At 57.9% G+C, this 16,312-nt stretch carries 14 protein-coding genes; 6 read left to right on the top strand and 8 right to left on the bottom strand.

The window, feature by feature from the left end:
* Positions 1–264 precede the first annotated feature (264 nt).
* Positions 265–1,632 carry a glutamine synthetase family protein gene (locus PSES9_RS0113840; RefSeq protein WP_010487777.1) on the bottom strand — a complete coding sequence of 456 codons (1,368 nt, stop codon included), beginning with the start codon at positions 1,630–1,632 and terminating at the stop codon, positions 265–267.
* Positions 1,633–1,684: 52 nt separating this feature from the next.
* Positions 1,685–3,076, bottom strand: a complete 1,392-nt coding sequence (locus tag PSES9_RS0113835) for an aspartate aminotransferase family protein (RefSeq protein ID WP_010487775.1) — start codon at positions 3,074–3,076, stop codon at positions 1,685–1,687.
* 134 nt (positions 3,077–3,210) lie between these two features.
* Between PSES9_RS0113835 and PSES9_RS0113830 the strand changes: the two genes are divergently transcribed.
* Positions 3,211–3,990, top strand: coding sequence for an SDR family NAD(P)-dependent oxidoreductase (locus tag PSES9_RS0113830; protein ID WP_010487773.1), 780 nt, complete (start codon positions 3,211–3,213; stop codon positions 3,988–3,990).
* A 62-nt stretch (positions 3,991–4,052) separates the two neighbouring features.
* On the top strand, positions 4,053–4,703 hold the full coding sequence (locus PSES9_RS0113825) for a GntR family transcriptional regulator (RefSeq protein ID WP_029529557.1): 651 nt from the start codon (positions 4,053–4,055) through the stop codon (positions 4,701–4,703).
* Between the two features lie 77 nt (positions 4,704–4,780).
* Here the strand turns inward: PSES9_RS0113825 and PSES9_RS0113820 are convergent, their stop codons facing one another.
* The 4 genes from PSES9_RS0113820 to uvrD all read right to left on the bottom strand — a co-directional run bounded on the left by PSES9_RS0113820 (position 4,781) and on the right by uvrD (position 9,794).
* Positions 4,781–5,188: an SMI1/KNR4 family protein gene (locus PSES9_RS0113820; protein ID WP_010487768.1), complete on the bottom strand. Its 408-nt coding sequence runs from the start codon at positions 5,186–5,188 to the stop codon at positions 4,781–4,783.
* A gap of 273 nt (positions 5,189–5,461) precedes the next feature.
* Complete coding sequence (locus tag PSES9_RS0113815) at positions 5,462–6,298, bottom strand: Tim44 domain-containing protein (RefSeq protein ID WP_010487767.1); 837 nt, start codon at positions 6,296–6,298, stop codon at positions 5,462–5,464.
* A 186-nt stretch (positions 6,299–6,484) separates the two neighbouring features.
* Positions 6,485–7,579 (bottom strand): TRAP transporter substrate-binding protein, encoded by a 1,095-nt coding sequence (locus PSES9_RS0113810; RefSeq protein WP_010487766.1) that lies wholly within the window; start codon positions 7,577–7,579, stop codon positions 6,485–6,487.
* A 28-nt stretch (positions 7,580–7,607) separates the two neighbouring features.
* Positions 7,608–9,794, bottom strand: a complete 2,187-nt coding sequence (uvrD, locus tag PSES9_RS0113805; protein WP_010487765.1) for a DNA helicase II — start codon at positions 9,792–9,794, stop codon at positions 7,608–7,610.
* 300 nt (positions 9,795–10,094) lie between these two features.
* Here uvrD and PSES9_RS0113800 point away from each other — a divergent pair, with 300 nt between their 5' ends.
* Positions 10,095–10,769: a hypothetical protein gene (locus tag PSES9_RS0113800; protein ID WP_010487764.1), complete on the top strand. Its 675-nt coding sequence runs from the start codon at positions 10,095–10,097 to the stop codon at positions 10,767–10,769.
* Here PSES9_RS0113800 and zwf read toward each other — a convergent pair.
* The gene (gene zwf / locus PSES9_RS0113795) at positions 10,763–12,262 is read right to left on the bottom strand and encodes a glucose-6-phosphate dehydrogenase (RefSeq protein WP_177313047.1); all 1,500 of its coding nucleotides are present in this window, start codon (positions 12,260–12,262) and stop codon (positions 10,763–10,765) included. The two genes, PSES9_RS0113800 and zwf, sit on opposite strands and share 7 nt — an antisense overlap.
* A gap of 127 nt (positions 12,263–12,389) precedes the next feature.
* Here zwf and PSES9_RS0113790 point away from each other — a divergent pair, with 127 nt between their 5' ends.
* Together PSES9_RS0113790 and PSES9_RS0113785 are read left to right on the top strand one after the other, a co-directional pair.
* The gene (locus tag PSES9_RS0113790) at positions 12,390–13,259 is read left to right on the top strand and encodes an SIS domain-containing protein (RefSeq protein WP_010487762.1); all 870 of its coding nucleotides are present in this window, start codon (positions 12,390–12,392) and stop codon (positions 13,257–13,259) included.
* A gap of 215 nt (positions 13,260–13,474) precedes the next feature.
* Positions 13,475–13,699: a PA3496 family putative envelope integrity protein gene (locus PSES9_RS0113785; RefSeq protein ID WP_010487761.1), complete on the top strand. Its 225-nt coding sequence runs from the start codon at positions 13,475–13,477 to the stop codon at positions 13,697–13,699.
* Here the strand turns inward: PSES9_RS0113785 and PSES9_RS23595 are convergent.
* On the bottom strand, positions 13,696–14,679 hold the full coding sequence (locus PSES9_RS23595; protein ID WP_051120974.1) for a LysR family transcriptional regulator: 984 nt from the start codon (positions 14,677–14,679) through the stop codon (positions 13,696–13,698). The two genes, PSES9_RS0113785 and PSES9_RS23595, sit on opposite strands and share 4 nt — an antisense overlap.
* A gap of 208 nt (positions 14,680–14,887) precedes the next feature.
* Here PSES9_RS23595 and PSES9_RS0113775 point away from each other — a divergent pair, with 208 nt between their 5' ends.
* Complete coding sequence (locus PSES9_RS0113775) at positions 14,888–16,303, top strand: acetyl-CoA carboxylase biotin carboxylase subunit (RefSeq protein ID WP_010487759.1); 1,416 nt, start codon at positions 14,888–14,890, stop codon at positions 16,301–16,303.
* Positions 16,304–16,312 lie beyond the last annotated feature (9 nt).

Genomic DNA, 16,312 nt, shown 5'->3' with positions numbered 1-16,312 from the left:
TTTCCTCCAAGTTGGGGTCGTTCCATGTTGTTGCAGTCAGGCAACATGATGCGTGCCATAGGCTATGTTGAGCAAATCTTGTGCATGAATGATCTTGAGCATATAGGTTGCTGGGAGGTTTGAGTGGCTGAAACGATTTAAATTCCAGCAAGCTGACCCAGATCAAAGGCGCGGGTTTCACTCAGTAAGGTCTGCATGTTTTACCGGCGCTGCCTGCCGCTGGGTTGCGGCTATCTTGAGGGCTGGCGTCGCTGCGCATTGGACTCAGGCGTGGGTCAGATACCAACGCCAGTCCTGCTCGCCGACTTCACCCATGAACTGGCTGAACTCTTGCCACTTGATGGCCAGATAAACCTTGAGAAATTCCTCGCCCAGGGCTGTCTTCGCCCAGTCTGAAGCCTCAAGTGAGCGCAGCGCTGTCAACCAGTCGGTTGCAAGGGCTTCATGGTTTTTTTCGTAACCGTTACCGACCACCGCTGGACCCGGATCGATTTGCTCCTGGATGCCTTTGTGGATACTGCCGAGGATTGCCGCAGCGGCCAGATACGGGTTGGCATCGGCGCCACAGATACGATGTTCGATATGCCGGCTATTGGCTGGTCCACTCGGTACGCGGAAGGAGACGGTGCGGTTATTGACGCCCCAACTCTTTGCCAGTGGCGCGTAGCTGTTGGTTGCAAAGCGGCGGTACGAGTTGGCATTCGGGCAGAATAGCGCGAGCGTGTCGTTGAGCGTTGCCATCATGCCGCCTATCGAGTGCTTGAGCAGATCAGTGCCGTGCTGATCGTCGCTGGCGTAGAGATTGTTACCCTGCTCGTCGGCGAGGCTGACATGCAGGTGCAGGCCACTGCCCGACAGGTCGGCAAAAGGCTTGGCCATGAAGCACGCCTGCAAACCATGACGGTTGGCAACGCCCTTGACCAGGCGCTTGTAGCGCACCCCTTCGTCAATCGCCTGCAAGGCATCGAAGCGGTGCTCCAGGGTCAGCTCAAGCTGGCCCGGCGCGAACTCCGAGATCGCGGTGCGCACCGGCAAGCCTTGTGCCTCGCAAGCGGCGTACAGGTCATCGAGGAAGGGTTGCAACTGTTCAAGTTCATACACGCCATAAACCTGTGGCACTTGCGGACGTACGCCGTTGCTCTGCAGTGCAGCTTGCGGCCGACCACTGGCGTCGCGCTGCTTATCCAGCAGGTAGAACTCCAGTTCAACTGCCATGACCGGGTGATAACCCTCGGCCTTGAGCCGGTCTATTGCCCGGATCAGCACATGGCGCGGGTCTGCCGGTGCTGCCGGTAAGCCGCGTTCGGGATGCATGCTCACCTGTAGTTGAGCGGTTGGTACGTTGCGCCATGTCTGCAAGCACAGGCTGCCCGGCAGCGGACAGGCCCAGCAGTCAGCGTCGGCGACTTCCCAGACCAGCCCGCTGGATTCGACATCTTCACCATTGATGGTCAGCGCCAGAATCGAGCTCGGCAAGGCGCGGCCGTTTTGATAAATCGCCAGTAGCTCATCACGGTGTAACAGCTTGCCGCGAGGAATGCCGTTGGCGTCGAACAGCATCAATTCGATGCTGCGCACCTGTGGATTTTTTTCGAGGAAGTCTTGGGCTTCATCAATCTGGGCAAATTGCATGGTTTTCTCACAGAAGGTGCAGGGCAGCATTGATTAGTTAGGTGATGCGGGCTTATTCGCGGGCACCGGGAATTGCCAGCAGTTCAGTCAGTGCTTCATTCAAGGTGCTGATGAGCCGGTCCACGTCGTCGACGCTGGTGTCCGGGCAGCACAGCGTCATGTTGTGGAACGGGGTGATCAGAATGCCCCGGTTGATCAGATACAGATGCAGGGCCATTTGCAGTTCATCGTGGAATGCCGCTTCGGCCTCGGCACCGGTTTTCGGCGAAACCGCACAGAACTGGAACTCGCTGCGTGCACCCAGCTCGGTCACCGACCACTGCAGCTTGTGCTTGTTGATCAGCTCGCGGAAGCCATCCGCCAGGCGCTTGGCCAGTGGCAGCATGTGGGCGTAGGCGGCTGGCGTCATCACTTGCTCGGGGTTGGCGCGAATGAAATGCATCGCCAGTGCGTTGGCCGAAAGGGTGGTGCCCATGCCGCTGTGGCCATGGCCCGGGTTGTCTTCGCTACCGCCTTGCTGTACCTGTTGCATCGCCTCGGCCATCGGTGCGCTGCAGCCGAAAATCCCGCAGGGCATGCCGCCTGCAATCGGTTTGCCGACCACGAAGAAGTCCGGGTCGAGCTGCCACAACTGGGTGCAGCCACCTATGTCGGTAGAGATGGTGTGCGTCTCGTCTATGATCAGCAGGCTGTTGTATTTACGCGTCAGTTCGCGGCACTTGTGCATAAAACCCGGCTCGGGCAAGACCATGCCGATGTTGGTCATTGCCGGCTCACACAGCAGTGCGCAGACATCACCCTGGGCCAGCGCGGCTTCCAGGGCTGCGACGTCATTGAAGGGTATCGAGCGGCTGTATTGCGTGAGGTCGTAGGCCTGGCCAACCAGTCCCGGGCGATGCACTGTGTCACCGTTGCGGCTGCGCAACATTAAGTCATCCACGGTGCCGTGATACCAGCCATCAAACACCAGCAATACCTTGCGTTTTGTTATAGCCCGCGCCCAGCGCAGCACGTAGCGGTTGGAGTCGGTTGCGGTGGCTGTAACTTGCCAATACGGCAGGCCGAAGCGCTCGGCCAGTAACTCACCACACACCACGGCATCTTCGCGCGGCAGCATGGTGGTCAGGCCGCGCTCGGCTTGTTCGGCCATGGGGCGGGCTAATGGCGTAGGCGAATGGCCAAACATGCTGCCGGTGTCGCCGAGGCAGAAGTCGGTGTATTCATGACCATCAACGTCATAGAAGCGAGCGCCTTTGGCACACTCGACAAACAGTGGCACGGGGGTCGACCAATCGGCCATCCAATGCATCGGCACGCCGCCATACAGTGAATGGCGTGCGCGCTCAGCCAGTGCGACAGACTTGGGGTTACGAGCTAGAAATCGCTCGCGCTCACGCTGGCTGAATGCTTCTACGGCGGATGGGCTGATGCCGCTGGCTGTCATGATTGAACACCTCGTTCTAATTTTTAAACACCTTATATTTGTGATCACAATTATGTCAATCTATGTTTAATTGACTGCACAATTGTGGTTCTATTGCCCATATTCCATTAAATATGTGATCACAAAGGTGTGAGATGACCGATTCGGCATGGCAAGGACAGGTGGCGCTTATCAGTGGCGCAGGCAGCCCGGACGGAATTGGTATTGCCATCGCCAGGCGCCTGGGGCGTGAAGGCGTCAAGTTGATCATCACCGCCAGCAGTGCTCGAATTGCCGAGCGTGTGGCTGAACTGCGTCTGGAGGGGTTCAGTGTAGAAGGCCGGCCGGCCGACCTCACCGATCAGCTCCAGGTCGAGCAACTGGTTGGCTGGGCCGAGCGTGTCTGGGGACGTATCGATATTCTGGTCAATAATGCTGGCATGGCGATGCAGGGCAGCCCTGAACCCTTCTCGGAGCTGGCGAGTACTGACCTGGCTACCTGGAACTTGTCGATCGCACGTAACCTGACCACAGCATTCCTGTTGATTCGTGGTGTTTTACCCGGCATGCAGGCGCGGGGTTACGGGCGCATCGTCAACATCAGTTCGACCACCGGTACCCGGGGGAGTAATCCGGGTGAGTCCGCATACAGCGCGGCCAAAGCCGGGATGATCGGCATGAACATGGGGCTGGCGTTGGAGGTCGCCAAGCAGGGAATTACAGTCAATAGCGTTGCGCCCGGCTGGATTGCAACCGGCTCAACCACCCAGGAAGAAGTCGAGGCTGCCAGATACACACCAATCGGTCGCGCCGGTAAGCCCCAGGAGGTGGCCAGCGCCGTGGTATTTTTAGCCTCCCCGGAAGCCAGCTACATCACTGGAGAAGTGCTGGTGGTCGATGGCGGTAATTGCATCATCGAAAACAAGGCTCCCTAACCATCAATAACTGCTTGTTGACATTCAGCAAGTTGCCCGCGCCGCCCGTTATCGAGGTGGTGATGAGTGACAACCTGCAGGAAACGCTTTACCAGAACATCCGCCAGGCGTTGCTGAGTGGGCAGTTCATGCCGGGCGAGCGCTTGAAGATTCGCGACTTGGCCGCGCAGTGGGGTTCCAGCCCGATGCCGGTGCGCACCGCACTGCAACGCCTGGTGGCCGAGGGCGCGCTGGAGGGCGCGCAGCAGCGCTCGGTACGGGTGCCACTAATGACCGGCGAGCGTTTCCAGCACATCTTGCAGGTTCGGCTTAACCTCGAAGGCCAGGCCGCCGAGCTGGCCGCCGAGCGTATCGGCGCCGAGCAGATCGCCTGTTTTCGCAGCTGTATCGAGCAAATGGACCTGGCGCTGCAGACCCGCGACCTGGGCCAGTACTTGCACGAGAACAGTCAGTTTCACCTGATGCTGTACCGCGAGTGTGGCAACCCGATTCTGTTGCGCATGATCGAGTCGCTTTGGCTGCAAGTCGGGCCCTTCTTCAACCGGCTGTTCACCGAGGCCGACCTGGCACCACGCCTGAATGATTTTCACCGCCATGCCCTGGAGGCACTGGAGGCCGGTGATAGCCAGGGCGTGCGTCACGCAGTCGAGCAGGACTTGAGTTACTTCGGGCGCTTCCTGCTTAACCTGTTGACGCTGGAACCCGCTGAGTAATTAGTCAGCGTCCAAAACAAAAGGCCCTTGAAGCGAATCGCTCAAGGGCCTTTGCCTGCTGCGTGGTCGCATGCCAATCAGCTTTCCAGCCAGACGTCGCGAACCCAGTGCCAGACCGACTCCCAGTTTTCTTCACCGAGTTCTTCGGTGTCCTGTTCCCAGAGCACTACGGTGCCGTCTTCTTCCACGCAGTAGTAATTGCCACGATCCTCGCAGATGGGTACCAGTTCACGAGGAACACCCAGCGACCAGGCTACCGAGGCGACTTCGGGTAGATAGGTGTGTGATTGCGGGTCAGTTGCAGTAACAGGTTCAAGGCGGCCGTAGACCACATCGCTGACCTTGAGCAGGAACTCACGCAGCTCATAAGGCAGGTGGATCAGGATTTGTTCCTGGATCTCTACCAGTAATTCTTCATCAGGTAGCTCAAGCGGTACTGGAACCGGTTCGTTCAGTTCGCGTAGTTGATCAATAACTTCTTCCACGGGCGGGCTCCTGGACGGTTGATGGCTGGCAGTAGGATTGCAGAGCTGGGATCGCATCGGCAATGGGCGCTTTATACAGTAGCCAAGCGCAGGCAAACAGCCTAATTGTGCATGCAATTTTGCCGAGTGAAAGTATGTGCCTGATTGTTGTCTGCGAGGTCGCTGCGCTTAAGCTCTGATCGGCTCAGCGCCAGCTTGATCCAGCCCGGGCTTGCGCTGCAACCGCTGGCAGCCTTGCGCCACTTCAGTCGGTTGCAACGCCCAGGGCTGGGTTTATGCGTTCTGGCGGATGCCTGCAACAACCCACGGCTGGTTTTCGCCAGTGACTCGCTCAAGACGCCAGCTTTCGCTAAAGGCTTCACCTTGATCGAAGCGCGAGGTTTTGGCGATACCGCTGAATGTCAGGGTGGCGATGGTTTTGTCGCTCTGGTCATCGACCCCATCCAGTTGCACCACGAGATCGTCGATATAGGTGGCCTGGAAGCCATCACCCAGGTCGGCCCGCTCACGCTTGAGGAACTCAAGCAACTGCGGCGTCACGAACTCACTGATCTGCTCCATTTCATTGGCATCCCAATGCTGTTGCAGGTTCATGAAGTGCTCACGGCCAGCGGCGATAAAGCTTTGCTCGTTGAACCATGCGGGCGCATTGATTACGGGTTTGGCAGCCTTGTTGCCGAAGATCGACGCTACAGGCTCATTATTCCCTGCCATTTCGCGCTGCATTGGCGCGCCATTAGCCGTTTGTGGCTGGCTGGCCTGGCGCCGTGCTGCGAGAAAGCGAAAGATCAGAAAGGCAATCAGGCCGATGATCAGAAAATCAAAGATCTGCAAGCCCTGGAAACCATCGCCCATAAACATGGAGGCTAACAAACCGCCCGCAGCCAAGCCGGCCAAGGGGCCCAGCCAGCGCGAAGCACCACTTGCTGCAGCGGGACGACCGGCAGTGGCGGCACTGGCATTGGGTTGCGATTGTGGTGCAGCCTGGCGGGTTTGATGGCTTGGCGCCGAGCCGAACGATTTGCCACCGCCAAAACGCTTGGCGTCGGCGTGAAGGCTGAAAGTCATGGCCATGCAAAGCACCATGGCGAGGCTGATGAAACGTTGCATGTGGATGTGTCTCTTGGTGGTAAACAGGTAGTGAGGCTATGCGCGGGATACTGCGCCACCAGCCATTGGATGACTAGCGCGAGAATGTTTCGGGTTTTTTCTGCGCTGGGCGGCCAATAGAGGGGTTGGGCGATGATGCCCTCGACACATGGCGTGAAGAGAGCATCGGCTCAATAAAGGTAGGTCTCAGCGCCAGTTGTACAGCTCTTTTTCAGAGACTTCGTGCATGGGCGTGACCTGTTCCTGGAAGGCTTTCATTGAGTTCCAGATCCGTGTGTTGAGCTCGCTTTGACCGGCCAGTTCATCCAGTACCGCGCTGGATTGCTGCTTCATTGCGGCGAGAACTTCATCGGGGAAACGCTTGAGTTCTGTGCCTTGTTTCTTCAGCTCAACCAGGGCTGTGGCGTTGTGATAGACATAGTCGTCCATCATGTCCTGATTTGCAGCCAGCGTGGCTTCGGTGAGGATCGCACGCAGGTCTTGCGGCAAGCTGTCGAGGGCTTTCTGGTTTACCAGCAACTCAAGCACTGCCTGCGGCTCTTGCCAGCCTGGGAAATAGTAATATTTAGCTGACTTGTTCAGGCCAAATGCCAGGTCGTTGTACGGGCTGACCCAGTCGGTTGCATCAATCGCACCGGTTTCCAGCGCGGTGAAGACTTCGCCGCCCGGCAGGTTGACCGTGGTGGCACCCAGGCGGCTGAGCACTTCACCGCCAAGACCCGGCATGCGGATCTTCAGACCCTTGAGGTCGTCCAGCGAATTGATTTCCTTGTTGTACCAGCCGCCCATCTGCATGCCGGTATTGCCCACCACCATGGGTTTTACGCCATAGGGTGCATAGGCTTCATCCCAGAGCTTTTGACCATCGCCCTTGCTCAGCCAGGCATTCATCTCGCTGGCGGACAGGCCAAAAGGGACGGCAGTGAAGAACTGCGCCGCGGGGACCTTTTCTTTCCAGTAATACGCCGCCCCGTGACCGAGTTCTGCCGTACCGCGCGAGACCGCATCAAACACCTCAAGCGCCGGTACCAGCTCGCCTGCGGCATAGACCTTGATGCTCAGGCGGCCATTGCTCATGGTCGACACGCGCTCTGCCAGGCGCTCGGCCGCAGTACCCAGGCCTGGGTAGTTCTTGGGCCAGGCTGTGACCATCTTCCAATGGACGCTTTGGGCCGGCTTGCTGGTTTCGGCGGTGGTGGCCTTGGCTTCTTCTTTGCAGCCGGCCAGACCCATGGTGGCCAATAGTGCGACGGCAGCGCCGAGCAAATTGCGGAGATTCATTGTTTCTTTCCCCTGTGTACGGCTGTTTTTATAACGCGTCTAATTTGGCATAGCTAAGCATCAGCCACTTACTGCCTTCATCTTCAAAATTCACTTGTACCCGTGCCTGCGCGCCAGAGCCCTCGAAGTTGAGGATGGTGCCTTCGCCGAATAACGCATGGCGTACACGTTGGCCCAGGCTGAATGCCGTTTGTGGGATTTCACTGCCGGCGAACATCGAGCTGCTGGTGCCCTGGCTGCTGCCACCGAATGGCCGGCTGACGCTGTTGGACAGCCGTACTTCCTGGATCAGGGCGGATGGGATTTCACGTACGAAGCGCGAGACCTTGTTGTAGGTCTCGCTACCGTACAGGCGCCGCGTTTCGGCGTAGCTGATCACCAGTTTTTGCATGGCGCGGGTGATGCCAACGTAGGCCAGGCGGCGTTCCTCTTCGAGGCGTCCGGGCTCTTCGAGGCTCATCTTGTGCGGAAACAGGCCTTCCTCGACGCCGACCAGAAACACTTGCGGGAACTCAAGGCCCTTGGCGCTGTGCAGGGTCATCAGTTGGATGCTGTCTTCGTGCTCGGCTGCCTGGGTATCACCGGCCCCAAGCGAGGCATGGCCGAGAAAGGCTTGCAGCGGCGTTTGCTCGTCATCTTCGTCATTCTCGAAGCTGCGCGCGGCGCTGACCAGTTCCTCGAGGTTCTCGATGCGGGCCTGGGCCTTCTCGCCTTTTTCAGCCTGATGGTAAGCAATCAGGCCACTTTGCTCGATGACGGTCTGGGCCATCAGGTGCAGCGGCATTTCCCGCACTTTGGCCGCGAGGTTTTCGATCAGCTCGATAAAGCCTGCCAGTGCGCCAGATGCCCGCCCTGGAAGCAATTTGCCGGCAACCATCAACTGGATGGCTTCCCACATCGACACATGGTTGCTGCGGGCGAATTCGCGAATGGTTTCGACGGTTTTTTCGCCGATACCCCGTGCAGGCACGTTGATGATCCGTTCCAGCGCCGCGTCGTTGCCACGGCCATCAAGCATGCGCATGTAAGCCATGGCGTTCTTGATTTCCGCGCGCTCGAAGAAGCGTTGGCCGCCATAAATGCGGTAGGGGATTTTCTCGCGCAGCAGCGCTTCCTCAAGCACCCGTGACTGGGCGTTGGAGCGATACAAAATGGCGATTTCACTGCGTTTGAGGCCATCTTTGCGCAGTGCATCTTCAATCGACTCGACCACATAGCGGGCCTCGTCGTGTTCGTTGAAGGCGGCATAGAGGCTGATGGGTTCTCCATCGGCATCCTCGGTCCACAGCCCCTTGCCCAGACGGCCCTGGTTATTGTCGATCAGCGCATTGGCAGCCTTGAGGATGCCAGCGGTAGAGCGATAGTTTTGCTCCAGGCGGATAATTTCTGCGTCGGCAAAGTCGCTGGAGAATTGCTGGATGTTCTCGATCTTGGCGCCGCGCCAGCCATAGATCGACTGGTCGTCATCGCCCACCACCATCAAGCTGTCGCCACCTTTGGCAAGGATGCGCAGCCAGGCGTATTGCACGGCGTTGGTGTCCTGGAATTCGTCCACCAGGATATGCCGGAAGCGGCGTTGGTAATGTTCCAGCAGGCCCGGTTTGTCGCGCCATAGATCCAGTGCGCGCAGCAGCAGCTCGGAGAAATCGATAACCCCTGCCCGTGCGCAAGCCGTTTCATAGGCTTCGTAGATTTTCAGCATGGTTGCGAGGAACAAGTCGCCACCGGGCTGAGTATGTTGCGGGCGCAGGCCTTCGTCTTTCTGGCCATTGATAAACCACTGCGCCTGGCGTGGCGGCCAGCGCTGCTCGTCCAGGCCAAGTTCGCGAATCACCCGCTTGACCAGGCGTTGCTGGTCGTCGGAATCGAGAATCTGGAAGTTTTCGCTCAGGCCCGCTTCTTGCCAGTGGGCACGCAATAAGCGATGGGCCAGGCCGTGAAAGGTGCCGACCCACATACCGGCCGGGCTGGCGCCGAGCATCTGCTCGATACGCGCGCGCATTTCGGCGGCGGCCTTGTTGGTAAAGGTGACCGACAAAATGCTGTGGGGCGAAGCGTTTTCAACCTGGATCAACCAGGCGATACGGTGCACCAACACGCGCGTTTTACCGGAGCCGGCACCGGCCAGGACCAATTGACGGCCAAGGCTGGCCGCTACGGCCTGGCGTTGTGCGTCATTCAGGGAGTTGAGGAGAAGCGAGAGATCATCATGCATCGCAGCATTCTAGGGGGCCGGCGCACGTAGGGCAAACCACTGTTGAAGCAATCAGCCCGGGGGCTGGGCGAATAACTTGGAAATGAGTCTGTCATTAGCCGTTGCAAGCCGTTTTCAGGGGCTTTGATAGGCGTTAAACAGGATCATTCATTTGCTATCGATTGGTCGGTTACAGCAGGCACAAAGTTGTGATGTTAATTGGCAACTCCCTGAGTTGAGTGCGACGCCTGGCGTGCTGGCTGAGCTGCTTCAGGCGTGACAATGAACTGATTAACTTGAGTTGGCTTTAAGGAAGATGCCATGCCCGATTCTGCGCAGATCAGCGTTGCTGTACGTTTATTGATGGCCTGTAGAGGCAGGATTCCACTTCCATTCAAGCGAGCAATACTTGGACGAATCCGGCCCAAGCAGGCTGCTGAGTTCGTTACCCAGTTATCGACCGAGCAATTCTCTCGCCTCACCCAGAGCATGCCCATGCCCTTGATTGCCCAGGTGGTCAGGTACCTGCAGCCGCAGGCCATACGTGAGGACTACATGATCCTGCCGGAGGAGTTCCATATCGAGCTGACCCAGGAACTGTGCAAAATTTCTGCATTTTCGACAGCGGCGGACTTCGCCAACTTTCTTTCTGCTGCGCAATTGAAGCTGCTGTTCTTCGCGCTTAATAACGAAGCCTACGTGGTGTCGATTCTCGAGCACATGGACAACCTGCCGGTTGCCGGGCAAGGGTTGCGGGGCTGTTCCACAGACTTTTTGGCGCGTCTGGTCGAAGAGGCCGCACAACGCCGCAACATGGAGGCCGTGGCTCGGGTGATCGGCATGCTGTCCATGCAGCGCCAGGCCAGTGTTTGCGCCAGGCTAAGCCCATTGGCATTGATACAACTGCTGCCAAAACTATTGCCCCTGAGCAACAATCAGTTGAGCCGCTATTTGCCGCCGAAATTAGTGGAGGTTATCGAGGCCCGGCCTCACTGAGTCGGCCCCTGCATCCATTTTCGGCCGTGGCGCTCAAGCAGGTGCTGCACCTGCTCAGGTCCGTTGCTGCCCGCCGGGTAGGGCCGCGGCTGCTGGTAGTGTTGCTGCCAGCCCTTGATGATCGGGTCGATCCAGCGCCAGGCAGCCTCGACCTCATCGCGGCGCATAAACAGTGTCGAGTCACCTTCGATCACATCGAGCAGCAAGCGCTCATAAGCGTCCCAGCGCCGCTGTTGCTTGAATGCGGTCGCCAGGTTCAGGTCAAGGGCCACAGGCTCAAGCTTCATGCCTTTGCCTGGATTCTTGGCCATCATGTGCAGGCTGATGCGTTCCTCGGGTTGCAGGCGAATCAGTAGCTGGTTGGCATCCCCCCCGCCAAAGAGCGCATGGGGCACGGGCTTGAATTGAATCAGGATTTCCGATGTCTTTTCGGCCAGGCGCTTGCCCGTGCGCAGGTAAAAAGGCACCCCGGCCCAACGCCAGTTTTCGACTTGGGTCTCAATCGCGACGAAGGTTTCGGTATCGCTGTCGTTATCGACATTTTTCTCGAAGTAATACGCCGCAACCTGCTGGTTGCCAATTTGGCCGGCGCTGTATTGCCCGCGCACGGTCTTGTCGCGAACATCCTGGCCGGTTATGGGCTTCAAGGCTTCGAGCACCTTGACCTTTTCGTTACGCACCGACTCGGCGTCAAAGCGAACCGGAGGCTCCATGGCAACCAGGCAAAGCAGTTGCAGCAAATGGTTCTGGACCATGTCGCGCATTGCCCCGGCGTGCTCGTAATAATCGCCGCGGTTTTCGATGCCTAGGGTCTCGCAGACGCTGATCTGCACGTGGTCGATATGAGCGGCTCGCCAGATGGGCTCCAGGAGCATATTGGCAAAGCGCAGCGCCATCAGGTTTTGCACGGTTTCCTTGCCCAGGTAATGGTCAATGCGGAACACCTGGGACTCGTCGAATACGCAACCCAAGGATGCATTGATTGCCTGTGCCGACTGCAGAGAGTGGCCGATGGGTTTTTCCAGCACGATGCGCGAGTAGGGATCGGCCAGGCCTGCGGTTTTCAAGTAGGTGGCGATGGTTTCAAACAATTTGGGTGCAGTGGCCAGGTAGTAAACGCGCACGCGTGCATTGGTGTCGCCCAGATAGCGCTTCAAGCGAGTGAAGTCCGCGCTTTGCGAGGCATCCATGGCGAAGTAGTCGAGGCGGGCGCTGAAGGCTTGCCAGCATTGCGGGTCAAAGTCCGCCTTGGCGATTTGCACGCGGCAGGGACGTTCCGCGAGCGCTTTGTAGTCATCCCTGCCGTGCTTGCTGCGCGCCAAGGCAATGATTCGCATATCGGCGTGCAGGCGACCGTCGCGATGCAGATGGTAGAGCGCTGGAAGCAGTTTATGCAGGGCTAGGTCGCCGGTGCCGCCAAAAACCAACATGTCAAAAGCAATACTCAAAATCGCAACTCCAGCTCGGTTAAACAGTGCGGGACAAGCATTCATGTAGTATAACTACAAAGTCACTACACCAATGAATACATCGCCGTGTCGTTAGGCCTGCATCCTGTGCGGTTTCCCCTTGGCCAGGTTACTGACGACTCACAGCCTGTTAAATACCGAGTCTACTCTTGTGAATTTGTTGCAGCACATCACTCAATCGCGCCATTTGCTGCGTAAATCCGAGCTTAAAGTGGCTGATCACGTGCTACTTGACCCCGCCGCTGTCATGCATAGTTCCATGGCCGAGCTTGCGCACAGCGTAGGTATCAGCGAGCCCACAATCGTACGGTTTTGCCGGGCGATCGGCTGCACCGGGTTTCAGGACCTCAAGCTGAAGCTGGCGCAAAGCCTTGCCGCCGGCGCCAGTTTTGGCCAGTTTGCGATTCATGAAGATGACTCGGTCTCGGATTTCAGCCTGAAGATCTTCGACACCACGTTGCACACCCTGATGGAAGTGCGCGAAAAACTCGATCCGCAAGCGTTGCAGCAGGCAATTGCGGCCTGTTCCAATGCCCAGCGCGTGGAGTTCTACGGCTTTGGCGCATCAGGTGCGGTGGCGGCTTATTCCCAGCACAAGTTTTTCCGTTTGCTGCTCACGGCAGCCCCCCATTCCGATCCGCATATGCAGGCGATGTCGGCGGTCACGCTCAAGCCCAACGACGTGGCGATCTGTATTTCCCAGTCGGGACGCTCCAAGGATCTGCTGGTAACGGCCAACCTGGTGCGTGAAGCCGGCGCAACGCTGATCACCTTGTGCCCGAGCCAGACTCCTCTGGCTGACCTGGCCAGCGTCAACTTGGCGGTGGATGTCCATGAAGACACCGAAATCTATACCCCGTTGACTTCGCGTATCGCTCACCTGGTCGTCATTGACGTACTCGCCATGGGCGTTGCCATGGCCCGTGGCCCAGGCCTGGTCAACCACCTCAAGAGCGTCAAGCGCAGCTTGCGTAGCCTGCGCTTGTCGCCCAAGTCGGTGCGCGCCTCCGAAGAAATCTGAGTCATTCTCGCTCAGGACGGCAAATCCCACTGTAGGGCTGCAGCGCCTCTATCTCGGGGCTGGAATCGCGTGGTATCGGCTGCTGGATGCTTTGTTCTAGGGAGTGTTGCGCGGGGGGCTTCGTCTCTGTTCACCGCAGCTTCACTGTTTTGCCGCGAAGTTGTCATCTTTGATGGCGATGCTGAGGCCCCTGATATTCAGTCTGGAGTCTGATCATGTCGCGCTATATGGATGAATCGCAGTCGTACGTTAACAGCGAAGCCAAAGCTCGTCGTAAGTTGGTTGACCAGCGCCGTATGCAATACCGTCGTGCCATTGAGAGCTATTCCGAGCAGCGTCTGCTGCAGCAGGAGCTATCTGATTATCCTGAGCTGATCGCCGCCAACTATATTGCTGCTTCGCGTGAGGTAAGCCGTGTAGCTGCGACCCCAGCACATTAACCGTTCGGGTAAATGCCAGGAGCAACTGCTTCTGGCTTTGCATGCGGCAGGTTGAAGCGCTCAGCCAACAAGGTGATTTGGCTGCGTTGGTTGCGCACAAAGCTGAAGAACTCCTGGGCCACGGGGGACAGGTATTTGCCGCGCGGATGCACTACGCACCAGCTGCGGAGCAGAGGCAGCTCCCGAACTGGCAGCTCTCGTAGCAACCCGCAGTCGAGCTCTCGGCGTACGGCATGTCTTGGCAGTAGGGCGATGCCCAAACCCGCGATGACCCCCTCTATTTGTCCTTCAAAAGATCCAAACTCCAAGGTATTGGCGAAGTGCGCACGTTTCTGGTGGCAGTACTCTTCGCAGGCCTTGCGGGTGCCCGAGCCTAGCTCGCGGGTCAGTAGCGGGTAAGTCGTCAGGGCTTGCAAGTCCAGCGCTTGCGCTGCGCACAGCGGATGATCGGCTGGCGCCACCGCGATAATCGGGTTGTTCAGGAAGGGTAAGAACTCCAGTGCCATATCGGTCGGCACCTGGGACAGAATCAACAGGTCATCGCGGTTTGCGCTGAGTCGCTTGAGCGCCTGGGCGTGATTAACCACTGTGAGTTGAAGGCTGATCTCCGGGTATTGGCGGCGAAATGCAGCGAAAAGGTGGGGAATGAAGTATTTCGCGCTGGACTCAATCGCCAAGCTCAGTTGACCTTGCAACGAGCCCTGCAGGTTGCTCAGTTGCATGTCCAGGCTCTCCAGTCGGCCAAAGATGTCTTCGCTGGCACGCAGCAAGGCTTCGGCTGCTTCGGTGCGGTGCAGTTTTTTGGCGACGTAATCAAAAAGTGGCTGGCCGATAAGCTCTTCCAGCTGGCGAATTTGCAAACTAACGGCTGGTTGTGTCAGCGACATTTCCTCGGCGGCGCGGCTGTAGGACTGTTGTTCGCAGACTGAGCGAAACACCTGCAATTGGCGAAGTGTCATTCGCATCAATGATTTACGCATGGCTTTCTGTCTCGCTCGAGTGGTTTTATGGTCTCGGCCAAAGCAAAAAAGCCAGGCCTGAAACTTATATATAAGTTTTTACTTATGAGTAATCAAATAATTATTGATTTTAGGTAATTGATTAAGCGGCGTAGGGTTAAGACACAACCGCTTACAGAAAGTCGATGGAGCGGCATTTGTAATAAGCCAATGCTCGAGGGCAACACTTGTGATCAAGAAAATCCTGATTGCTAACCGTGGCGAGATTGCCGTGCGTATCGTGCGTGCATGCGCCGAGATGGGCATTCGCTCGGTGGCGGTCTATTCCGACGCTGACCGCATGGCGCTGCATGTCAAGCGTGCCGATGAGGCGCACAGCCTTGGTGATGACCCACTGGCGGGATACCTGAACCCGCGCAAGCTGGTCAACCTGGCGGTCGAAACCGGTTGTGATGCGCTGCATCCCGGCTATGGATTTCTTTCGGAAAACGCTGAGCTGGCGGACATTTGTGCCGAGCGCGGGATCAAGTTCATCGGCCCAAGCGCCGAAGTGATCCGGCGCATGGGTGACAAGACTGAAGCCCGGCGCAGCATGATCAAGGCCGGTGTGCCGGTGACGCCGGGTACCGAAGGCAATGTCGCCGATATTACCGAGGCACTGACTGAAGCCGAGCGCATCGGTTATCCGGTGATGCTCAAGGCCACCTCCGGCGGTGGCGGTCGCGGTATTCGCCGTTGCAACAGCAAAGCCGAGCTTGAGCAGGCTTATCCGCGAGTCATTTCGGAGGCGACCAAGGCATTTGGCAGCGCCGAGGTATTCCTCGAAAAATGCATCGTCAACCCCAAGCACATCGAAGCGCAGGTCCTGGCCGATAGCCATGGCAATGTCGTGCACCTGTTCGAGCGCGACTGTTCGATTCAACGGCGCAACCAGAAGCTGATCGAAATCGCGCCCAGCCCTCAGCTAACCCCCGAGCAGCGCGCCTACATTGGCGACTTGTCGGTGCGTGCGGCGAAGGCTGTGGGTTATGAAAATGCTGGCACCGTGGAGTTCCTGCTCGCCGAAGGCGAGGTGTACTTCATGGAGATGAATACACGGGTGCAGGTGGAGCACACCATCACCGAGGAAATCACCGGCATCGACATCGTCCGCGAGCAGATTCGTATCGCCTCGGGCTTGCCCCTGTCGGTCAAGCAGGAAGACATTATCCACCGTGGTTTTGCCCTGCAGTTTCGGATTAACGCCGAAGACCCGAAGAACAACTTCCTGCCTTCGTTCGGCAAGATCACCCGCTACTACGCTCCAGGCGGCTCAGGCGTGCGCACTGACACGGCGATCTATACCGGCTACACCATTCCGCCGTACTACGACTCTATGTGCCTGAAGCTGATTGTCTGGGCGCTGACCTGGGAAGAGGCCATGGATCGCGGCTTGCGCGCCCTGGATGACATGCGCGTGCAGGGGGTCAAGACCACCGCCGCCTATTACCAAGAGATTCTGCGCAATCCGGAATTCCGCAGTGGCCAGTTCAATACCAGCTTTGTAGAGAGCCACCCGGAACTGACTGAATACTCGATCAAACGTAACCCGTCGCACCTGGCCATCGCCATCGCCACTGCAATTGCTGCCCACGCTGGCCTGTGAGGAATTGAG

Source organism: Pseudomonas sp. S9 (genome assembly GCF_000222125.1).
GTDB lineage: Bacteria > Pseudomonadota > Gammaproteobacteria > Pseudomonadales > Pseudomonadaceae > Aquipseudomonas > Aquipseudomonas segetis.
Note: the sequence above shows the minus strand (reverse complement) of the source record. Positions and strands in the feature narration are given on the sequence as shown.

Bases quoted from the DNA above. Each gene is read 5' to 3' on its own strand.
- PSES9_RS0113840 (WP_010487777.1), bottom strand. From the start codon at position 1,632: ATGCAATTTGCCCAGATTGATGAAGCCCAAGACTTCCTCGAAAAAAAT.
- PSES9_RS0113835 (WP_010487775.1), bottom strand. From the start codon at position 3,076: ATGACAGCCAGCGGCATCAGCCCATCCGCCGTAGAAGCATTCAGCCAG.
- PSES9_RS0113830 (WP_010487773.1), top strand. From the start codon at position 3,211: ATGACCGATTCGGCATGGCAAGGACAGGTGGCGCTTATCAGTGGCGCA.
- PSES9_RS0113825 (WP_029529557.1), top strand. From the start codon at position 4,053: ATGAGTGACAACCTGCAGGAAACGCTTTACCAGAACATCCGCCAGGCG.
- PSES9_RS0113815 (WP_010487767.1), bottom strand. From the start codon at position 6,298: ATGCAACGTTTCATCAGCCTCGCCATGGTGCTTTGCATGGCCATGACT.
- PSES9_RS0113810 (WP_010487766.1), bottom strand. From the start codon at position 7,579: ATGAATCTCCGCAATTTGCTCGGCGCTGCCGTCGCACTATTGGCCACC.
- uvrD (WP_010487765.1), bottom strand. From the start codon at position 9,794: ATGCATGATGATCTCTCGCTTCTCCTCAACTCCCTGAATGACGCACAA.
- PSES9_RS0113800 (WP_010487764.1), top strand. From the start codon at position 10,095: ATGCCCGATTCTGCGCAGATCAGCGTTGCTGTACGTTTATTGATGGCC.
- zwf (WP_177313047.1), bottom strand. From the start codon at position 12,262: ATGAATGCTTGTCCCGCACTGTTTAACCGAGCTGGAGTTGCGATTTTG.
- PSES9_RS0113785 (WP_010487761.1), top strand. From the start codon at position 13,475: ATGTCGCGCTATATGGATGAATCGCAGTCGTACGTTAACAGCGAAGCC.
- PSES9_RS23595 (WP_051120974.1), bottom strand. From the start codon at position 14,679: ATGCGTAAATCATTGATGCGAATGACACTTCGCCAATTGCAGGTGTTT.